Genomic DNA, 18,545 nt, shown 5'->3' on the forward strand with positions numbered 1-18,545 from the left:
TACAATATTATTGATACGATAAACGGCCGGGTCCGTCCCCGCTCGGAGCGAAACGGATCGCACGCGCGGTCACGTCGCCCCCGCGACGGGCGACGGCTTGATGGCGGTTCGGTCCTCGGGGTCGGTATGAACAAACGGTCGCTCGTCGCCAGCCTCGTTTTCCTCGCGCTCGCGTTCGTCGGCGTCGTTCACACGGTCGCGGACTTCGCCTACGGCACCGGCCTCTCGGGGATCGGGATCCCGGTCGTCGCGGTCGCGCTGGTCGGGCTCCTCGTCGTGAACCGCTGACTCTTCTATTCCTGTTTCGCGCCGGGATTGCTCACCGCGCCGTTGGCCGCCGAGCCGAAGGTCGCGCCGTATTTCGCGAGCACGCCCGTCGTATACTGGGGCTCGGCGCGTTCCCACGTCTCGCGGCGCTCTGCTAGCTCGCCGTCGCTGACGTCGACCGAGAGGGTCCGCTCGGGGATGTCCACGGTAACCGTATCGCCCTCCTCGACGAGCCCGATCGGGCCGCCGTCTGCGGCCTCGGGGGCGACGTGACCGATCATCGGGCCCCGAGTGGCACCCGAGAACCGACCATCAGTCAAAAGCGCCACGTCGTCCTCGTGACCCTGGCCGACGACCGCGGCGGTGACGCCGAGCATCTCGCGCATCCCGGGCCCGCCGCGCGGTCCTTCATTCCTGATGACGAGCACGTCGCCGCTTTCGAGGTGACCCTCTTGGACGTACTTCATCGCCGCTTCCTCGTTCTCGAACACTCTCGCGGGCCCTTCGTGGTGGAATGCGTCGTCGCCGGTCACCTTCAGCACCGCGCCGTCGGGTGCGAGGTTCCCGGTCAGGATCTTGATCGCGCCCTCGTCCTGATAGGGGTCGTCGGTAGTGTAGATGAAGTCGGCGTCGACCTCGCCGTCCTCGGGAATCTCGTTTGCGTCCTCCAGATGGGCGAGTTCCTCCTCTATTGTTCGCCCGGTGACGGTCATCGCGTCGCCGTGGACGTAGCCCGCCGCAAGCAGTCGGCGCATCACGACCGGGACGCCGCCCTGCTCCCAGAGGTCCTTCATCACGCGGGTACCGCCGGGCTGGAGGTTCGCAATCTTCGGCGTCCGCCGCGAGATCTCGTCGAACTCCTCGATATCGAGGTCGATGCCCGCCTCCGCGGCCATCGCAAGCAGGTGGAGCACGGCGTTGGTCGAGCCGCCCATCGCGACCTGCACGGCGATGGCGTTCTCGAAGGAGAGCTTCGAGAGGACCTCGGAGGGGGTGCGCTCGGCCTCGACGCATTCGAGGGCGAGTTCGCCGGCCCGACGGGCGATCTCGTAGCGTTCGTCGGTCTCGGCTGGCGCGCCCGCGCTGCCGAGCGGCGCGAGCCCGATCGCCTCCGAGATCGAGGCCATCGTGTTCGCGGTGAACATCCCGCCACACGAGCCCGCGCCGGGACAGGCCTCGTGTTCCATTTCCACTAATTCCTCCTCGCTCATTTCGCCGGAGCTGACCGCGCCGACGCCTTCGAAGACGTTCTGCACTGTGATCTCCCGTCCGTCGTGCTCGCCGGGCATGATCGAGCCCCCATAGAGGAACACGGAGGGGAGGTCCGTGCGGATCGCGGCCATCATCATCCCCGGCAGGTTCTTATCACAGCCCGCGACCGTCACCAGCGCGTCCATGCGCTCGCCGAAGGCGACGAGCTCAACCGAATCGGCGATCATCTCCCGGCTGATGAGCGAGGCCTTCATTCCTTCAGTCCCCATCGAGATCGCGTCCGAGATGGTGATCGTCCCGAACTCGATGGGCATCCCCTCGGCGTCGTCGACGCCCTCGATGGCGGCGTCGGCCACGTCGTCGAGGTGGACGTTACACGGGGTGATGTCGGCGGCGGGATTGGCGATCCCGACCATCGGCGAGGCCAGGTCCCGATCGTCGTAGCCCATTGCGCGGAACATCGCGCGGTGGGGTGCGCGTTCGGGTCCCTCGGTCACCTCGCGACTCGGCAGGTCCTCTCGTTTCTCGCCCCGTCGCTCCTGTTGTGGCGTGTTACTCATATCCATTCGGGCGGTTCGGAGGAATTAATAACTGCCGATAGACTCACCTGCGTCGGACGACTGGCTCCCTCGGATGGGTGCGGATTTCATACCTATTCTAGATATCATCTGAGACTAATTTTATTAATAGTACGGGTTAACACTCACTCGAAGATGAGTGAGAAGCGATCTCAGCGTGCGGTGACGGAGTCGAGTCGGCGAGGGTTCCTCGGGGGCGTCGGGGCGCTCGTCGCCGCGGCGGCGTACAGCCGGGACGTGCCCGCGGCGGTGGCCGCCCGGGTCACGAACGACGAGGACGACGCCGTCCAGCGCGTCTCCTCGCCCGACGGGTCGATCGCGGTGACAATCGACCTCTCGGACGGCGTTCCGACCTACGAGGTGGCCTGCAACGGAACGACCTACATCGAGCCCTCCACGGTGGGCTTTGACTTCCGGAACCAGCCATCCTTCGGCGCGAGCGAGGGCGAGGGCGGGGCTGCACTCGGGGCCACGGGAAGCGAACGCGAGTCGGCCACCGAGGGGTGGGACCCCGTCTGGGGCTCCTACGAACGTGTCTCGGCCGAGTACGAGTCGCTCGTCGTCGGCCTGGAGGAACGAGACGATCCGGGTCGATCGGCCAACCTGGAGGTCCGGGTGTTCGACGACGGGGTGGGCTTTCGTGTGATCCTCGACGAAAGCTTCGCGAGTAACTCCGAGCGAGCGGTCATCACCACCGAGAACACCGGCTTCGACTTCGCGGGTGACTACACCGCGTGGTGGATCGAAAACGAGGTCACGAACCCGCGATTCGAACAGGAGTACACCGAGTCGGCGCTGAGTGAGATCCCCGGCGGCACCCGCGAGACCCGCCCGACCGATACCCCGATACGGAACGGCGCGCACACGCCGCTGACGGTCGACGCCGGGGACGTCTACCTGAGCGTCCACGAGTCGAACCTCGAGGATTACGCCGCGGCGACGCTCGCGCCCCGCTCACAAGAGGGCGGAACCGAGTTCGGTACCGAACTCACGCCGCTTCCGGACGGGACGCGGGCCTCGCTCGAACTGCCGAACGCCACGCCGTGGCGGACGATCCAGATCGGGTCGACGCCCGGCGATCTCGTCGAATCGGAGCTGATACCGCTGCTTGCGGATCCTCTCGACGAACCGGCGTTTCCGACTGTCGGCGGGGAAGCCGACACCGACTGGATCATCCCCCGAAAGTATGCCGGCATCTGGTGGACGATGATCGCGGGGTCGGCAAACTGGGAGTACCGCCCCGACGGGAGCTTCGAGAGCCCGGAGGAGGCGGCCGGATACGTCCACGGCGCTCGAACCGAACGGATGAAACGCTACATGAGCTTCGCGAGCGAGAACGGTCTCGACAGCGTGCTCGTCGAGGGCTGGAACGAGGGCTGGGATACGTATCCCGGCGACGGCTCGGGACTCGAGTTCGGCGTCGACGACTCCTATCCCGACTTCGACGTGCGGGAGGTCACCGGGTTCGGGGCGGCCCTCGATGACCCCGTCGAGATGACCATCCACAACGAGACGGCGGGCAACCTCCCCCAGTACGAGGCCCAGATCGCCGAGGACGACATCTTCGAACAGTACGAGGAGGTGGGGATCCACACGATCAAGAACGGCTACGTCTCGGACCCGGGACTCATCATCACCGACGAGGACGAGAACCCCCAGCCGACCCACAACCAGCACAACCAACTCGCGGTCAACCACCACCGACTGGTCATGCGGGCGGCGGCGAAACACCGCCAGATGCTCGAGATCCACGAGGGGATCAAACCCACCGGCGAGATCCGCACCTACCCCAACGTCGCCAACCGCGAGGTCGTCAAGGCCCAAGAGTACGACGGGTTCGGCCAGCTGGGGTCGAACGTCGGGCGCGAACACCACGTCACGCTGCCGTTTACCCGGATGCTCGCCGGGCCGACGAGCTACCAGCCCGGCATCTTCGATCTCACCTTCAACGACGACCGAGGCGGGCGGATCCAGACGACGCGAGCCAAGCAGCTCGCGATGTACCCCACCTACCTGAGTGGTCTGCAGATGGTCGCCGACCGGATGGAAGCCTACGTCAACGAGGAGTTCGCACTCGGCGAGGCCCTTCAGGCGGCCTCCGGCGACCTCGACGGGATGATCACCGACGACGCGTGGCGAAACGCCTTCGGGACGAACTTCGTCGCGGTCGATCCCAACCGCGTCCCCAGCGGCTCGTCGGTTTCCGTTACGGTACGGGACGTCCCCTCGGCGGGCACGTACGACCTGCACCTCCGGTACGCGAGCGCGCCCGAGGACAACGCCGGGCGCGTGATCGAGGCCGGCGGGCCACGGGCGACACTGCGGGTCAACGGTTCGACCGAGACGATCGCCCCCGAGTTCACCGAGTACTGGGACCAGTGGGAGGTGTTCACGACCGCCGTCGAACTGGACGCGGGCGACAACGAGGTCGCCATCGAGCTGCACTACGAGAACGGCGAGTCCTTCGAGGGCGACGTCGGCGGGTTCAACCTGAACACGGTCGCGGTGACCGAGTCTGGCGATCCCTCGCCGATCCCCGCGGAATACGAGGGGTATACGCCCGAGAGCGAGAACTTCGACGCGAAACCCGAGTTCGCCTTCATCGAGGACGTACCGGTGGACTGGGACGAGACCCGTGTGGTGGATTCGGCCATCGGCGAGTACGTCGTCACCGCCCGACGGTCGGGCGAGGAGTGGTACGTCGGCTCGATGACCGACGGGGGCGGACGGGCACTCGACGTGCCCCTCGACTTCCTCGCACCCGGCGAATCGGGCGGGTCGGGGCGTGGACGGGCTCCACGCGGCCCGAAGTACGTCGCCGAGATCTACTCCGACGGGGTCGGTGCCGGCGTGGATAGCGATCCGACCGACGTGCGGATCGACGAGGCGATCGTCGACCCGAGTACGACCCTGTTGGTCTCGATGGCTCCCAGCGGCGGGACCGCGATTCGCCTCCGCCCGGCAAAGGGTCGGGAACGAAGCGAGCGTCCGAGCTACGAGCGTCCCGAACAGACGCTCACCTACTCGATCGACTCCGAGGCGGGGCTGGGCGAGCCGCTCGTCACGGCGACCGGGTCGAACGACGGCGATTTCGTCGGCGGAACGACCGTCGAGATCGAAGTCGACGGCGAGGTCGTTGCCGTCGACAACGTCCGGCTCCCGCCGGGCGCATCGGAGGACACTGTCGAACTGGGCTATCGGATCAGTTCCATCGGAACCTACGACGTGGTCGTTCGCGACCCCGAGAGCGGCGATGAACTCGCCTCGGGGACCGTCAGCGTCGAGCCCGGCGAACTCGTCGTCGAACTCTCCGATCCCGGCGGCGACGATTACGGCCCCGGCGGGTACGTCTATCCGACCGACGGGGCCTTCGAGGACGGCGCGTTCGACCTGCGATCGTTTGCCCTCTACGAGACGGACGCGCAGTATCGCTTCGCCTTCACCGTCGAGAACCTCTATGACACCTTCGACGGGGCGTTCTCGCCGCATTACTTCCTGTTGTACCTGCGCGATCCCTCGCGCTCGGACGGCCGGACGACCGGGCTCGACGACCTCGGACTCACCGCCGAGTTCGAGGCGCCCTGGCACTACCGGATCGACGCCAGCGGGTTCGGGCGCGCGGTCGTCGACAGCGAGGGTACGGGCCTGGGAACGCCCGACCTCGTCGTCGATTTCGAGAGCGATACCGTGATCGTCTCGGTCGGGAAGGACGTACTCGGCGGTCTGGACCCGACCGACGCGGAACTCGCCCCGCTCGTCGGCAGCGAGGACAACGGGGCGCTCCGGCCGGTTGCGGTCGATCCCGAGTCGTTCGTCTTCGGTGGCGCACGTGAGGGCGCGGTCGGAAACGCACCGCGGGTCGTCGACCTCCTGACCCCCGACGGCGTCGCCCAGGAGGCGGCCCTCGAATACGACGCCGACTCGCTCGCGACGATCCCGTTCACGTCGCTGTAGGGTCACCGCGATAGAACCGATTTTTACACGGGGGAGCGAATCGCCCCTATGCCACGCGCGCTGGTCGTCGCCGACGACCTCACCGGCGCGACCGACACTGCCCACGCGTTCGCGACGCGGGGCTACGAGACGGCGGTGCAGGTCGATCCGAACCGAACGGCCCCCGAGTCGACCGTCCTCGCGGTGAACACCGACTCGCGCTATGTCGACCCCGAAACCGCCGCCGGGCGGGTGCGCCGGGCGATCGCCGGGAGCGACGCCCGACTCGTCTACAAGAAAGTCGACTCGACGCTGCGGGGGAACGTCGAACGCGAGGTCGACGCCGCCATCGAAGCCGGGGGGTTCGACCTCGCGCTCGTCGCGCCCGCCGCCCCCGCCGTCGGGCGACTGACCGCCTGCGGCGCCCACCTCGTCGACGGCCGCCTGCTCTCGGAGACCGAGTACGCGGACGATCCCAACCCGCCTCCCAGCGCCCGCCCGGCGGCGCTGTTCGAGGGGGCGACTCGACCGGTCGAACGCATCGGGATCGAGGTCGTCGCAAGCGGTCCCGAACCCGTCCGGGAGACGCTCGCCGCCGTCCGGACCGGTGCGGTGGTCACCTGCGACGCGACCCACGACCGGCACCTCGCGGCGCTGGGGCGGGCGGGTCGGGAACTCGACCGCTCGGTGCTCTACGTCGGCAGTTCGGGTCTCGCCGAGCACGTCGCCCTCCCGGTCGATCCCGGCACCCCGCGTCCCACCGCGACCGGCGACGGGGGGGCACTCGGGATCGTCGGCAGCGTCAGCGAGACGAGCCTCGCACAGATCGCTGCGCTCCCGGCCGAATGGGTGCTCGCGATCGATCCCGAGGCCCTGCTTTCCGATCCCGAGCGCGCGGGCCGAGAGGCGGGTCGGCGGGCCACGGCACGCCTCGCAACCGGCGAGCACGCCGTCGTGACGGCCGCGCCGGATCGCGAAACGGTCGGGCGAACCCTCGAACTCGGTCGCGAACGGGGACTGACTGGCAAGGCGATCCGTACGCGGGTCGCGACGGCGCTCGCGGGCGCGGCGCGCCCGGCCGTCGCCGAGGCGGCGGGACTGTTCGTCACCGGCGGGGACGTCGCGATGGCCGCTTTCGACCGGCTCGGAGTGCGGGCGCTCTCGCTGTCGGGGGCGGACATCGAGGCCGGGATCCCGATCGGGCGGATCGACGGCGGACCCGCAGACGGTGTGGCGGTCGTCACCAAAGCCGGCGGGTTCGGAGGCGAGGTGACGGTAATTAACTGCCTGCGGACCCTCGGTGAGGACCATGAGTAAGCCCACGGTCGGGATCACGATGGGCGATCCCGCCGGGATCGGCCCGGAGATCGTCGTCAAGGGATATCGCGAGCTTCGAGCGGCGGCCGACGTGCTGGTGATCGGCGACGCCGACGTCGTCGAGAGCGCCCGCGGGATCTGTGGGTCGGATCTGGGTGTCGAGCGGATCGCTTCGCCGACCGAGGCGACCTTCAGCCCGGACGCGATCCCCGTCCTCGATCTCGACAACGTCGGCGATCTAGAGCGGGGCGTGGTCCGCGAGGACTACGGACGAGCGAGCCTCGGGTACGTCGAGCGGGCCATCGAACTCGCGCAGGCGGGCGAGATCGACGCGATGACCACCGCCCCGATCAACAAGCAGTCGACGAAACTCGCGGGCAGCGAACATGCGGGCCATACGGGGATGCTCGCCGACTACACCGACACCGAGAACTACTCGATGATGCTGATCGAGGACGACCTCAGAGTGACCCACGTCAGCACCCACGTCCCCCTTCGGGAGGCCTGCGACCTCGTTGGCGAGGAGGTCGTCCTCGACACCGTCCGCGTGACCGACGAGGCGCTTCGCGAGTTGGGCGTCGAGGAGCCGACAGTGGCGGTCGCGGGGCTCAACCCCCACGCCAGCGACGGCGGGTTGCTCGGCGCGGAGGATGGCGACGAAATCGAACCGGCCGTTTCGCGCGCCCGCGAGGAGGGGATCGACGCGTTCGGGCCCGAATCGCCCGACACGGTCTACGTGCAGGCCGCCCGTGGCGCCGCGGACTGTGTCGTTTCGATGTACCACGACCAGGGTCACATCCCGATCAAGATGCTCGGCTTCGCCGAGGGCGGCGCAGTCTCGGGCGTCAACGTCACGATCGGCCTCCCGATCGTCAGGACGAGCGTCGATCACGGCACCGCCTTCGACATCGCGGGCGAGGGAATCGCCAGCGAGCGGAGCCTGCTCGACGCCGTAGCGGTCGCAGGCAAGATGGCCCGAGACCGGACGCGCGCCGAGGCGGGTGAGGGCGCGTGAACCTCGAATTTCCCGACGCCGAGACGCTTCGGGGAGCCAACGACGTCGATCCCGAGGACCTGCCCCGCTTCGCACGCGCGACCCGCGAGCGCGACCTCGATTCGATCGAGGACGTCGATGCGGCCGCCCGGCAGGCCGTCGCCGACCTCCCGCTCGACGCGCTCGATCCCGGTGCGGAGGTCGCGATCACCGCCGGGAGTCGCGGCATTCACGACATGCCCGCACTGTTAGCGGCGGCCGTCGACGACCTGCGCGAGCGGGGGTTCGAGCCCTCGGTGATCGCCGCGATGGGTTCGCATGGCGGGGCGACCAGCGATGGGCAACGCGAGACGCTCGACGCGCTCGGGATCTCCGAGGACCGTCTGGGGTGTGCGATCCACACCTCGATGGCGGTCGCCGAAGTCGGACGCGATAGTCTGGATCGGCCGGTCTACGTCGCCGAGGACGCCCTCGACATGGACGCGGTGATCCTCGCGAACCGGATCAAACCCCACACCGACTTTCATGGACCGGTCGAGAGCGGGCTGTGTAAGATCGCGGTGATCGGGCTGGGCAAGCATCGCGGCGCCGAATCGCTGCACAACGCCGGGTTAGCGTCGGATTTCAGCGAGGTCATCCGGGAGCGAGCCGAGTTAATCATCGAGAACAGTCCCGTCGTGGGCGGGATCGGCCTGATAGAGGACGCCGCCGACAGGGCGACCCACATCGAGGGTGTTCCTGCGAATCGGATCACCGAACGGGAGCCCGAACTGCTCGACCGAGCGCGCGAGGAACTCCCGACCCTCCCCGTTTCCGACCTCGACTTTCTCGTACTCGACGAGATCGGCAAGGAGGTCTCGGGGACCGGCATGGACACCAACGTGATCGGGCGGGTGCTCTTTCACGGCGAGGCCGAACCCGAGTCTCCGAGTATCACCCGGATCTACGCCCGGTCGATCACGCCCGCCTCCCACGGCAACGGGCTGGGGCTCGGTCTCGCGGACTTCGTTCACCAGGGCGTCGTCGCGGACCTCGAACTCTCCGATATGTACGTCAACATCGTCACCAGCGGGGAACCCACCCGGGCGCGCATCCCCTTTACCGTTCCCGATGATCTGACTGCGCTCATGCTGGCGTGCTCGACGACAGGGGTGGCGGACCCCGCCGACCTGCGGGTCGCCCGGATCGAGAACACGATGGAGCCCGACGAACTGCTGGTCTCGGAACCCGTCGCCCGCGAGTTGGACGGTCGCGAGGACGTCTCGGTCGGTTCGCTCGAACCGCTCGGATACGAGGACGGAACGTTCGCGCCGTTCGGGTGACGTTACCGGGACGCCAAGTTCTTTGAGCGTGCTCCTCGGATCGGGACGTATGCCGACACTTGACAGCTCGTTCACCGGCGTCCTGTGCCCCATCGTCACGCCACTCGACGACGGCGAGGTCGACGAGGAAGCGCTCGCATCGCTCACCCAGTTCATTCTAGAGGGCGGCGTCGACGGCCTCTTTCCCTGTGGCACCACCGGCGAGTTCGCCAGCCTCGCGCCCGAACAGCGCAGCCAGGTCATCGGTACCGTCGCCGAGGTTGCGGGTGATGCGCCCGTGATCGCCGGCGCGGCCGCCACGAGCGTCCCCGAAACCCTCGAACGCATCGAGGAGGCCGAGGCCGCCGGCGCCGACGCCGCCGCGATCGTCGGGCCCTACTTCCACACCGCCAACGCCGCCGGAGGCACCCAGCAGTACTTCGAGGCGGTCGCCGACGAGAGCGCTCTGCCGCTCTATCTGTATAACATCCCGATGTACGTCGGCGACGGGATCGACGCCGAGACGGTAGGTGCGCTCGCCGAACACGACTCGATCCGCGGGATGAAAGACACCAGCGGCGACCTCTCGTATTTCCTCTCGGTGGATCGTCAGACCCCCGAGGAGTTCGTCCTCTTCCAAGGCTTTGACACCCTGCTTGTGCCAGCCCTGCGGATGGGCTCGAACGGTGGCGTCCACGCGCTCGGAAACGTCATCCCCGAGGTTTTTGCCGAACTGCTCGATTCTGCCGACGCCGAGCGCGGCGCCGAACTCCAGCGCGAGGCGATCGCGCCGCTGTTCGAACTCTGCGTGGAGTACGGCTTCGCCCCGGCGACGAAGGCCGCACTGGTCCATCGGGACGTGATTCCCTCGGATGCGGTCAAGCCCCCGCTGGTCTCGCTCGATGAAGAGGCCCGTGCGGAGATCGGCGAGGCCGTCGATCGGGCGCTCGACGTCTGACCAGTTACGTCAGCGGGAACAGCGTCGAGAGGATCAACACGACCGTGATTCCGGTGATCGACATGACGAAGTTCACCGCCGAGAAGGTCTTGAACGTCTCCGCCTGCGTGATACCCGAAACTTCCTTGACGATCCAGTAGCCGCTGTCGTTGTACCACGCAAAGAGCATCCCGCCGGTGCCGACGGCCATCATCATCCAGACCGGATGCACCCCCGCCCCGCCCGTCAGCGGCGCCATGATCGCCGCGCCGGTGAGGATCGCGACGGTTCCCGACCCCTGTGCGACGCGGATCAGACCGGCGATCAGCCATCCCGTGAGAAGGAGCGGAATGCCGACCTCGCCGAGCCCCTCGGCGATGTAATCGCCGATGCCGGCCGTCTGGAGCATCGCGCCGAACGCACCGCCCGCGGCCGTGATCGCGATGATGTTCCCGCCGCTTTTGAGCGCCTCCGTCAGTTCGTCGCCGAGGGCTTCCTTATCGAGGTCGCTCATTCGATAGAACGTCCCCGTCGCGGCGAGCGCAGCCAGCGTCAGCGCGATGTTCGGATCGCCGAAAAACCCCGTCGCCGAGAGGATCGACGAGCCCTCCGGGACCGCGACGCCGGCGATCGTGTTCGCGGCGATCAATGCCACGGGCAACGCGATCGGTAGCGACGACTCGGCCAACCCCGGCAGTTCGGCCGTCGATTTGTCCGCCGTCTCCTGAATACTCTCGCTGGTCGTGCCCATCGCCTCCCGGAGCGGAATGTCCATTCGCTGATCGATCCACCGCCCGTAGACGACCCCGCCAACGAGCGTCGTCGGGAGGGCAACTGACATGCCGACGAGGATCGCGAGACCGAGATCGACGTTCAGTTCCGCGGCCATCGCCAGTGGGCCGGGCGTCGGCGGGACGAGCATGTGTGTGCCGAGCGCACCGGCGCCAAGCACCGAGATGTAGATCGCGTACTTCCCCCCGGTCCGTGCGCGCATCGACCGGCCGATCGGCGCGAGCAGGTAGAACACGTTGTCGAAAAAGACCGGGATCGAGAGGACGTAGCTGCTTCCGAGCAGCGCGAACTCGGAGTTGTCCTTGCCGGTGAGGCCGAGGAACCCCCGAACGATACGCTCGGCGGCGCCACTTTCCATCAGCGTCTTGCCGATGATCGCCGCCATCAGGATCGGGATCCCGATCCCGACCAGTATCTCGCCGAACGCCTCCGCCGTCGTCGTCGGTACGTCCACGATCGGCACCTCGGTCGTGACGATCCCGACGACGAACGTCGCGATGATCAACCCGACAAACGCGGGCAGTTTCAACCAGACGAGCAACAGGACGACGGTCAACAACCCCACGGCGAACGGGATCAACGGGTTTTCGAGCACCATTTTCCATGAGTAATGATACCATGGGTAATAAATATGAGGTGCGAACACGCCGTCGTCATTCGATTACGTACACGACGGTGGACTGACCGGTAGAAATAAGCGACTGTGATCTAGGGTTCGTGTGTGACAGAGACAACCATATACGACGACTCGGATGCCGACCTCTCGGTGCTCGAGGGCGCGACCGTGGCGATGATCGGCTACGGGAACCAGGGGCGCTCTCAGGCGCTCAACCTGCGCGACTCGGGCGTCGAGGTGGTCGTAGGGAATCGCGGCGACGAGTACCGCGAGCGGATCGAGGACGACGGCTTCGAGGCGCTCTCGATCGCGGACGCGGCCGAGCGCGGCGACGTGATCTGTCTGCTCATCCCCGACGAGGTCGCCCCCGACGTATTCGACGCGGAGATCGAACCCGGACTCGAGGAGGGGAACACGGTCTACGTCTCGCATGGCTACAACCTCACCTACGACCTGTTACAGCCCCCCGAGACCACCGACGTCGTGCTCGTCGCGCCGCGCATGGGTGGGTGGGCCGTCCGGGAACTCTACGAGTCGGGCGAGGGGTTCCCGAGCGTGCTGGCAGTCGAGCAGGACTACACGGGGGACGCGAAGGCCATTGCACTGGCGATGGCGAAGGGGATCGGCTCGACGCAGGCGGGGGTGGTCGAGGGGACCGCGGACATGGAGACGAAGATCGACTTGCTTTCCGAGCAGGCGCTTCTCCCGATCATGATGGCCGCGATGACCACGAAGTTCGAGGTGGAAGTCGCCCACGGGATCCCCCCGGAGATCGTCATGTCCGAACTGTACCTCTCTTATGAGATGGCCGAGATCTTCGAGGAGATGGCCGAACGGGGCTACCTCGGCCAGCTTCCATTTCACTCGCGAACGAGCCAGTACGGCCAGCTCAGCCGCTTTGATCAGTTCGACGCCGAACCGCTGCGGGAGTTCTACGAAGAACAGCTCCAGGGGATCGATAACGGGTCGTTCGCCCGCGAGTGGAGCGCCGAGCAGGACCTCGACCGCCCGGGATTGAAACGCCTCTACAAGAAGTACCGTGAATCCGCGTTCTTCGAGGCCGAACGCGAGACGATGGAGCGACTCGACTTCGGGGCCGAAGACGGCACGTGAGACGATAGCGACCCGTTCGCCTCGCTTGCGACCCGTTCGACCGGGGTCCACCGCTTCGTCGCCCCAGTAGTTATGTCGGGGGTGGTCGATATAACAGCCATGTACGAGACGATACTCGTGCCGACCGACGGGAGCCCCCAATCGAGGGAGGCTGCCGACCACGCCCTCGAGATCGCCCGCCAGTTCGGAAGCACCGTCCACGCGCTGTACGTCCTCGACGACCGGGGGACCGGGCGCATGTCTCAAGCGGTTAACGAGCTCTCGCACGACTCCCCCGAGCGCAAGGAGATGGACCAGCGCCACGAGGAGGCCGGCGCGGAACTGACCGACGAGATCGTCGAGCGGGCCCGCGAGGCGGGGGTGGACGCCGAAAGCGTCGTCCGGAGCGGTGACCCCGCCGAGACGATCACCGACTACGCCGAGGAGCGGGGGATCGACCTCATCGTACTGGGTGCGCGCGGGCGAAGCGCGGTCGGGAAGTTCCTGCTGGGGGACGTCGCCGGCAAGGTCGCGCGCCACGCCACGACGCCCGTGATGCTGATCCGACCCGACGAGTAGGCCGGTTGCCACCGCCGAAACGCCCTTCTCCCGCGTCCGCGAACCACCGGCGATGACAGTTCGGGTGACCACCGGCGGCCGACTCCACTTCGGGTTTCAGAACCTCTCGCTGGCCCACGAACGCCTCTACGGGAGTCTGGGGCTCGCCCTCTCCGAACCCCGAGCGGTCGTCGAGTGTGCGTGCGCCGACGCGATCCGAGCGCAGCACCCGGACGCCGAGCGCTACGCCCGGCGCGCGGTCGAGATCCTCGACGTGCCCGGTGCGCACGTGACCGTCAACGAGGTGCTGCCGCGCCACGCCGGACTCGGCAGCGGCACGCAGCTCTCGCTTGCGGTCCTCGCGGGGATCGCCCGCGCGTACGGTCGCGAGCCGCGGATCGAGGACCGCGCCCCGCTGTTGGGTCGGGGCGGGCGAAGCGGCGTCGGGATCGCCACCTTCCGGGAGGGCGGATTCGTCTGTGATGGAGGCCACCCGGCGACGCGCTTTACCGCCGAACGTCCCCGCGACGGCACTTGGGAGGTCCCCCCGATCGTCGCGCGCCACCCGATCCCCGAGGAATGGCGATTCGTCCTCGTGATCCCCGACCTCGAACCCGGCAGAAGCGGCACTGAGGAGGACGCGGACATGCGGGCGGTCGTCGAGCGCGCCAGCCCCGCCGTCGCGGACGAGATCACGGCGATCGGCTCCCGACAGGTGTTGCCGGCGATCGTCGAGGAGGACCTCGCGACGTTCGGCGCGGGCGTCGCGGAGATCGGGCGACTCAACGGGGCGTGGTACGCGGACGCCCAGGGCGGGGTGTATCGGCCGCCGATCGGGACGGTCGTACGCGAACTCGAGGCCGACCGCGCAGTAGTGGGTGCGGGCCAGTCGTCGTGGGGACCAGTCGTCTACGGCGTCACCGATCGAGAAGGCGCCGCGGGTGCACGCGAGGCCGGCGAACGTGCACTCTCGCGGGCCGACATCGGGGGCAACGTACGTGTGGTCGCGGGTCGAAACACCGGCGCTCGAATCGACTGACGGTCTCAGGGCTGTTTGCTGTAGTCTTCCTCGCTCTCGTGTTCGGCCTCGCCGTGTTGTTCCAGTTCCTGCTGGCTGTCGAATGTCTCGTCACAGATCGTACAGCGAAACTGGTCGGTTTCCTCGGTTTCCTCGTCCTCTCTGGGATCAGTTACCATGGGACAGCTTTCTACCCTAATGATAATGAACTCCATACTTGCCGATGCAAGTGTGTTATATAATCTCACACGACACACCGGACGAAAATTGCCGGTTTCGGGGCCGTTGTGGGGCGGACTCGCATAGGACTGCCATCATGCAGTTCTGTCCCGACTGCGGTTCGATGATGAAAGCTGAGGACGATCGGTGGGTCTGTGGCTCGTGTGGCGAGACGACCGCACGCGACCGTGAGGCCGAATCGGCGTTCGTCTCCACCGAGGAACAGAGCGGCGACGAACTGATCGAGACCGAGGAGGGCGCGGAGTTCGAGGGCAAACCGACCGCCCGGGATGTGACCTGCGAGGAGTGTGGCGCGAGCGAGGCGTGGTACACGATCAAACAGACCGGCAGTGCTGACGAGCCCCCGACGCGCTTTTTCAAATGTAAGGAGTGTGGGTATCGCTGGCGCGAGTACAACTGACCGGCGCTCACACGCAACCTGCCGACCGCAGCCACAGGCAAAAAATGGGGTCAGTCGTCGTGAGCCGGGAGGTACAGAACGGTCCCACACCCGATACATTCGAACCCGAGGTTCCCGATCGCCCCCCGCTCGACGTCTTTCAGGATCGTCGCCCCACAATCGCCACAAACGTAGGTCGTATCGCCGCCTCCCTCGACGAACGACTCCATGTCCGGCTCCCCGACGAGAATCGTGATCTCGGGGTCGTCCCGGTCGATCTCGATGCCCAGATCCTCGATCGGCGTGAGCGCGTATGTGGGCATGTCTATTCATTGGCCGGCGGACGAGTTAGGGATATTGATAACTATTGTGCATACCGGGCGGGCGATCCAGTATTTCGTAGCGGCCTCGACCCGATCGTGAGTGGACCGTAGTTGGCGCTTCGAGAGGGGGATGCCGATCAGTACTACGGCCCACAGGAGCGACTCGGTGGTCGTAGCGGAGATGGAGGTCGCGGTTGGGTTTATCACGATTAACTCGGGTTCGAGACAACCTTCGCGGGTAGCAAGGGATTTTAGAGGGGGGCCGTGTTGGACACACCCATGAACGATGAGTTGCACAACCGGACGGTCAATCAGGACGTCCGGGAACTCGGTGCGCTGGTGGGGGATACGATCCGCGAGCAGGCCTCTCGTGACGACTTCGAGACGGTCGAGACCCTTCGGACTGCCTCGATCGCCTACCGTAACGGGGATGCCGACTCCAGACAGGGGCTCCACCAGATCCTCGATCGGCTTCGCCCCGACCGCGAGAGTATCGTCGCGCGCGGCTTTACCACCTACTTCGAGCTGATCAACCTCGCCGAGGAGCGCGAACGGGTCCGGGCGATCCGCAGCGCCTCCCAGGAGCAGTCGCTCGGGGACAGCCTCGAGGTCGCCGCCGAGGCGCTCGCGGAGGTCGACGAACACACCGCAAAACGCGTCCTCGAGGACGTCCTCATCGAGCCGACCTTCACGGCCCATCCCACCGAAGCTCGCAGGAAGACGGTCAAATCCAAGCTTCGAAGCGTCGGGGTGGACCTCGAGACGCTCGACGAACGCGATCTGACCGACAAGGAGCGAAGCCACGTCGACCGGGACATCGAAAGCGAGGTTGTCAGCCTCTGGCAGACCCCGCAGGTCCGGTATCGCCAACCCGAGCCGACCGACGAGGCCATCAACGTCCAGTGGTACCTCGAGAACACCATCTTCGACGTGGTCGGGGAGGTCTACGACGAGTTCGAGGAGGCCCTTTCGAAGGCCGGCCACGACATCGATGTGCCCAAACTGTTCGAGTTCCGCTCGTGGGCCGGTTCGGACCGCGACGGCAACCCCTACGTCACCCCCGAGGTGACCGCGGAAACCCTGGATCGCCAGCGACGGGTCGTCCTCGAGCGCTATCGCGACGCCCTCAAACGTCTCTCCGGGGTCCTCAGCCAGGACGGCAGCCGGATCGACGTGGGCGAGGCTTTCGAGAAGTCGCTGTCGGCGGATCGCGAGCGCCTGCCGGGGGTCGCCCGCGCCGCGGAGGACCGCTACCCGCGCGAGCCCTACCGCCAGAAGCTGAAGCTGATGCGCGAGCGGATCAACCGGATCGACGACGTCCGTCCCGGCGGCTACGAGGACTCGACCGAGTTCCGCGCGGATCTGGACGTGCTCGCCGAGAGCGCCGCCGAGAACGGCGGACAGAGCGTCGTGAACGCCCACGTCGATCCCCTCCGTCGGCAGGTCGACACCTTCGGATTCTCGCTTGCGAGCCTCGACCTGCGCGACCACCAGGAAAACCACACCGAGGCCGTCGCCGAGGCGCTCGCGCTCGAAGGGATCGACTACCGGGAGCTCTCCGAAGAGGAGCGCATCGAGACGCTCACCGAGGCCGTCGTACAGGACGAACCCGTGATCGACCCCGGGGCGCTGTATCGCGACGAGGGCGCCGACCTCTCGGAGACCGCCCGCACGGTGCTGGAGCTGTTCGCCCGACTCGCGGACTGGCAGGCCGAGTACGGCGACGACGCCATCGATACGTACGCCATCTCGATGACCGAGGAGCCGAGTCACGTCCTCGAAGTGCTCTTCTTGGCCGAGCAGGCCGGCGTGATCGCGCTGCCCGAGCACTCGGGAATCGACATCGTTCCCCTCCTTGAGACCGAGTACGCCCTCTCCGGTGCCCGTCGGATCATGGGCACGCTCTTCGAGAACGAGGCCTACAGTCAGGCGCTCGACGCGCGAGGGGACACCCAGGAGATCATGCTCGGCTATTCGGATTCGAACAAGGAAAACGGCTTTCTGGCCGCGAACTGGTCGCTGTACGACAACCAGCGCCGCCTCGCGGAGATCACCGACGACTTCGACGTGACGATGCGGCTGTTTCACGGTCGCGGCGGGTCAATCTCGCGAGGCGGGGGCCCGATGAACGAGGCGCTGCTCGCGCTGCCAAACGAGTCGGTCTCCGGACAGGTGAAGTTCACCGAGCAGGGAGAGGCCATCGCCGAGAAGTACGCCAACCCCCGGATCGCCGAGAGAAACATCGAGCAGATGGTCAACGCACAGGTCCGGGCCCGAAAGCGCGCCCTCGACGAGCCCGAGGAGGACGTCCGCGAGGAGTGGACCGGGGCCATGGAGACGATGGCCGACGCCGCCCGCGAGGAGTACCGCGACTTACTGGAGAGCGACGGGTTCGTCAGCTACTTCGAGCAGGCCACGCCCATCACCGTGATCGAGGAACTCAACCTCGGCTCGCGGCCCGCCTCCCGGAGCGAGGAGCGGTCGGTCGAGGACCTCCGGGCGATCCCGTGGGTGTTCTCTTGGACCCAATCGCGGTGTATCCTGCCGGGGTGGTACGCGCTGGCGGCGGGGATCGACGCCTACCTGGACTCGGGTGGCGACGTAGCGGACCTCCGGGAGATGTACGACGAGTGGCCGTTCTTCAGAACGACGCTCGATAACGCCGCACTGGCACTAGCGCGCACGGAGATGGAGATCGCCGCCGAGTACGCCGGCCTCGCCGAATCCTCGCTGGCCGAGACGTTCTTCCCGCGGATCGAACGCGAGTACGAGCGCGCCTCGGAGCTGGTGACCGAGATCGCCGGGCGCGACGCGCTGGTCCGCCGGGACTGGCTCGAAGAGAGCCTGCGGCGTCGCAACCCCTACGTCGACCCGCTGAACCTGCTCCAGACGCACCTGCTGGGACAGACCCACCGCACCGATGTCGAGGAGCGAACCCTCCGGCTCACGGTCAAGGGGATCGCCGCCGGGATGAAAAACACCGGCTAA

At 66.9% G+C, this 18,545-nt stretch carries 15 protein-coding genes; 11 read left to right on the plus strand and 4 right to left on the minus strand.

What is annotated here, in order from left to right; translation table 11 throughout:
- Window positions 1–126 precede the first annotated feature (126 nt).
- Window positions 127–288 carry a hypothetical protein gene (locus tag HACJB3_RS20135; RefSeq protein ID WP_008414726.1) on the plus strand — a complete coding sequence of 54 codons (162 nt, stop codon included), beginning with the start codon at window positions 127–129 and terminating at the stop codon, window positions 286–288.
- A gap of 5 nt (window positions 289–293) precedes the next feature.
- Here HACJB3_RS20135 and ilvD read toward each other — a convergent pair whose 3' ends face one another.
- Window positions 294–2,039, minus strand: a complete 1,746-nt coding sequence (gene ilvD, locus HACJB3_RS05590) for a dihydroxy-acid dehydratase (RefSeq protein WP_008414727.1) — start codon at window positions 2,037–2,039, stop codon at window positions 294–296.
- Window positions 2,040–2,192: 153 nt separating this feature from the next.
- Here ilvD and HACJB3_RS05595 point away from each other — a divergent pair, with 153 nt between their 5' ends.
- The 5 genes from HACJB3_RS05595 to HACJB3_RS05615 are packed head-to-tail and all read left to right on the plus strand — an operon-like array spanning window position 2,193 to window position 10,560.
- Window positions 2,193–6,011: a glycoside hydrolase family 97 catalytic domain-containing protein gene (locus HACJB3_RS05595; RefSeq protein WP_008414728.1), complete on the plus strand. Its 3,819-nt coding sequence runs from the start codon at window positions 2,193–2,195 to the stop codon at window positions 6,009–6,011.
- Between the two features lie 48 nt (window positions 6,012–6,059).
- Window positions 6,060–7,307 carry a four-carbon acid sugar kinase family protein gene (locus HACJB3_RS05600; RefSeq protein ID WP_008414729.1) on the plus strand — a complete coding sequence of 416 codons (1,248 nt, stop codon included), beginning with the start codon at window positions 6,060–6,062 and terminating at the stop codon, window positions 7,305–7,307.
- Window positions 7,300–8,322 carry a 4-hydroxythreonine-4-phosphate dehydrogenase PdxA gene (pdxA, locus tag HACJB3_RS05605; protein WP_008414730.1) on the plus strand — a complete coding sequence of 341 codons (1,023 nt, stop codon included), beginning with the start codon at window positions 7,300–7,302 and terminating at the stop codon, window positions 8,320–8,322. Before HACJB3_RS05600 ends, pdxA begins: the two co-directional genes overlap by 8 nt.
- A complete protein-coding gene (locus HACJB3_RS05610) occupies window positions 8,319–9,623 on the plus strand; it encodes a lactate racemase domain-containing protein (RefSeq protein ID WP_008414731.1) in 1,305 nt (434 codons plus the stop codon). Before pdxA ends, HACJB3_RS05610 begins: the two co-directional genes overlap by 4 nt.
- A 49-nt stretch (window positions 9,624–9,672) precedes the next feature.
- On the plus strand, window positions 9,673–10,560 hold the full coding sequence (locus HACJB3_RS05615; protein WP_008414732.1) for a dihydrodipicolinate synthase family protein: 888 nt from the start codon (window positions 9,673–9,675) through the stop codon (window positions 10,558–10,560).
- Between the two features lie 4 nt (window positions 10,561–10,564).
- On the opposite strand, the gene HACJB3_RS05620 is transcribed toward HACJB3_RS05615, so the two are convergent.
- Window positions 10,565–11,929 (minus strand): GntP family permease, encoded by a 1,365-nt coding sequence (locus HACJB3_RS05620; protein ID WP_008414733.1) that lies wholly within the window; start codon window positions 11,927–11,929, stop codon window positions 10,565–10,567.
- Window positions 11,930–12,052: 123 nt separating this feature from the next.
- Here HACJB3_RS05620 and ilvC point away from each other — a divergent pair, with 123 nt between their 5' ends.
- The 3 genes from ilvC (at window position 12,053) to HACJB3_RS05635 (ending at window position 14,636) form a co-directional block, all read left to right on the plus strand.
- Entirely contained in the window at window positions 12,053–13,060 is a 1,008-nt protein-coding gene (gene ilvC, locus HACJB3_RS05625; protein WP_008414734.1) for a ketol-acid reductoisomerase, read from the plus strand.
- 99 nt (window positions 13,061–13,159) lie between these two features.
- A complete protein-coding gene (locus HACJB3_RS05630; RefSeq protein WP_008414735.1) occupies window positions 13,160–13,618 on the plus strand; it encodes a universal stress protein in 459 nt (152 codons plus the stop codon).
- Window positions 13,619–13,670: 52 nt separating this feature from the next.
- The gene (locus HACJB3_RS05635; RefSeq protein WP_008414736.1) at window positions 13,671–14,636 is read left to right on the plus strand and encodes a beta-ribofuranosylaminobenzene 5'-phosphate synthase family protein; all 966 of its coding nucleotides are present in this window, start codon (window positions 13,671–13,673) and stop codon (window positions 14,634–14,636) included.
- 5 nt (window positions 14,637–14,641) lie between these two features.
- On the opposite strand, the gene HACJB3_RS05640 is transcribed toward HACJB3_RS05635, so the two are convergent.
- A complete protein-coding gene (locus HACJB3_RS05640; RefSeq protein WP_008414737.1) occupies window positions 14,642–14,794 on the minus strand; it encodes a C2H2-type zinc finger protein in 153 nt (50 codons plus the stop codon).
- A gap of 137 nt (window positions 14,795–14,931) precedes the next feature.
- Between HACJB3_RS05640 and HACJB3_RS05645 the strand changes: the two genes are divergently transcribed.
- Entirely contained in the window at window positions 14,932–15,255 is a 324-nt protein-coding gene (locus tag HACJB3_RS05645; RefSeq protein WP_008414738.1) for a transcription factor S, read from the plus strand.
- 50 nt (window positions 15,256–15,305) lie between these two features.
- Here HACJB3_RS05645 and HACJB3_RS05650 read toward each other — a convergent pair whose 3' ends face one another.
- Window positions 15,306–15,557, minus strand: a complete 252-nt coding sequence (locus HACJB3_RS05650; protein ID WP_008414740.1) for a hypothetical protein — start codon at window positions 15,555–15,557, stop codon at window positions 15,306–15,308.
- A 279-nt stretch (window positions 15,558–15,836) separates the two neighbouring features.
- Between HACJB3_RS05650 and ppc the strand changes: the two genes are divergently transcribed.
- Window positions 15,837–18,545, plus strand: coding sequence for a phosphoenolpyruvate carboxylase (ppc, locus tag HACJB3_RS05655; RefSeq protein ID WP_008414741.1), 2,709 nt, complete (start codon window positions 15,837–15,839; stop codon window positions 18,543–18,545).

This window comes from Halalkalicoccus jeotgali B3 (genome assembly GCF_000196895.1).
Classification (GTDB): domain Archaea; phylum Halobacteriota; class Halobacteria; order Halobacteriales; family Halalkalicoccaceae; genus Halalkalicoccus; species Halalkalicoccus jeotgali.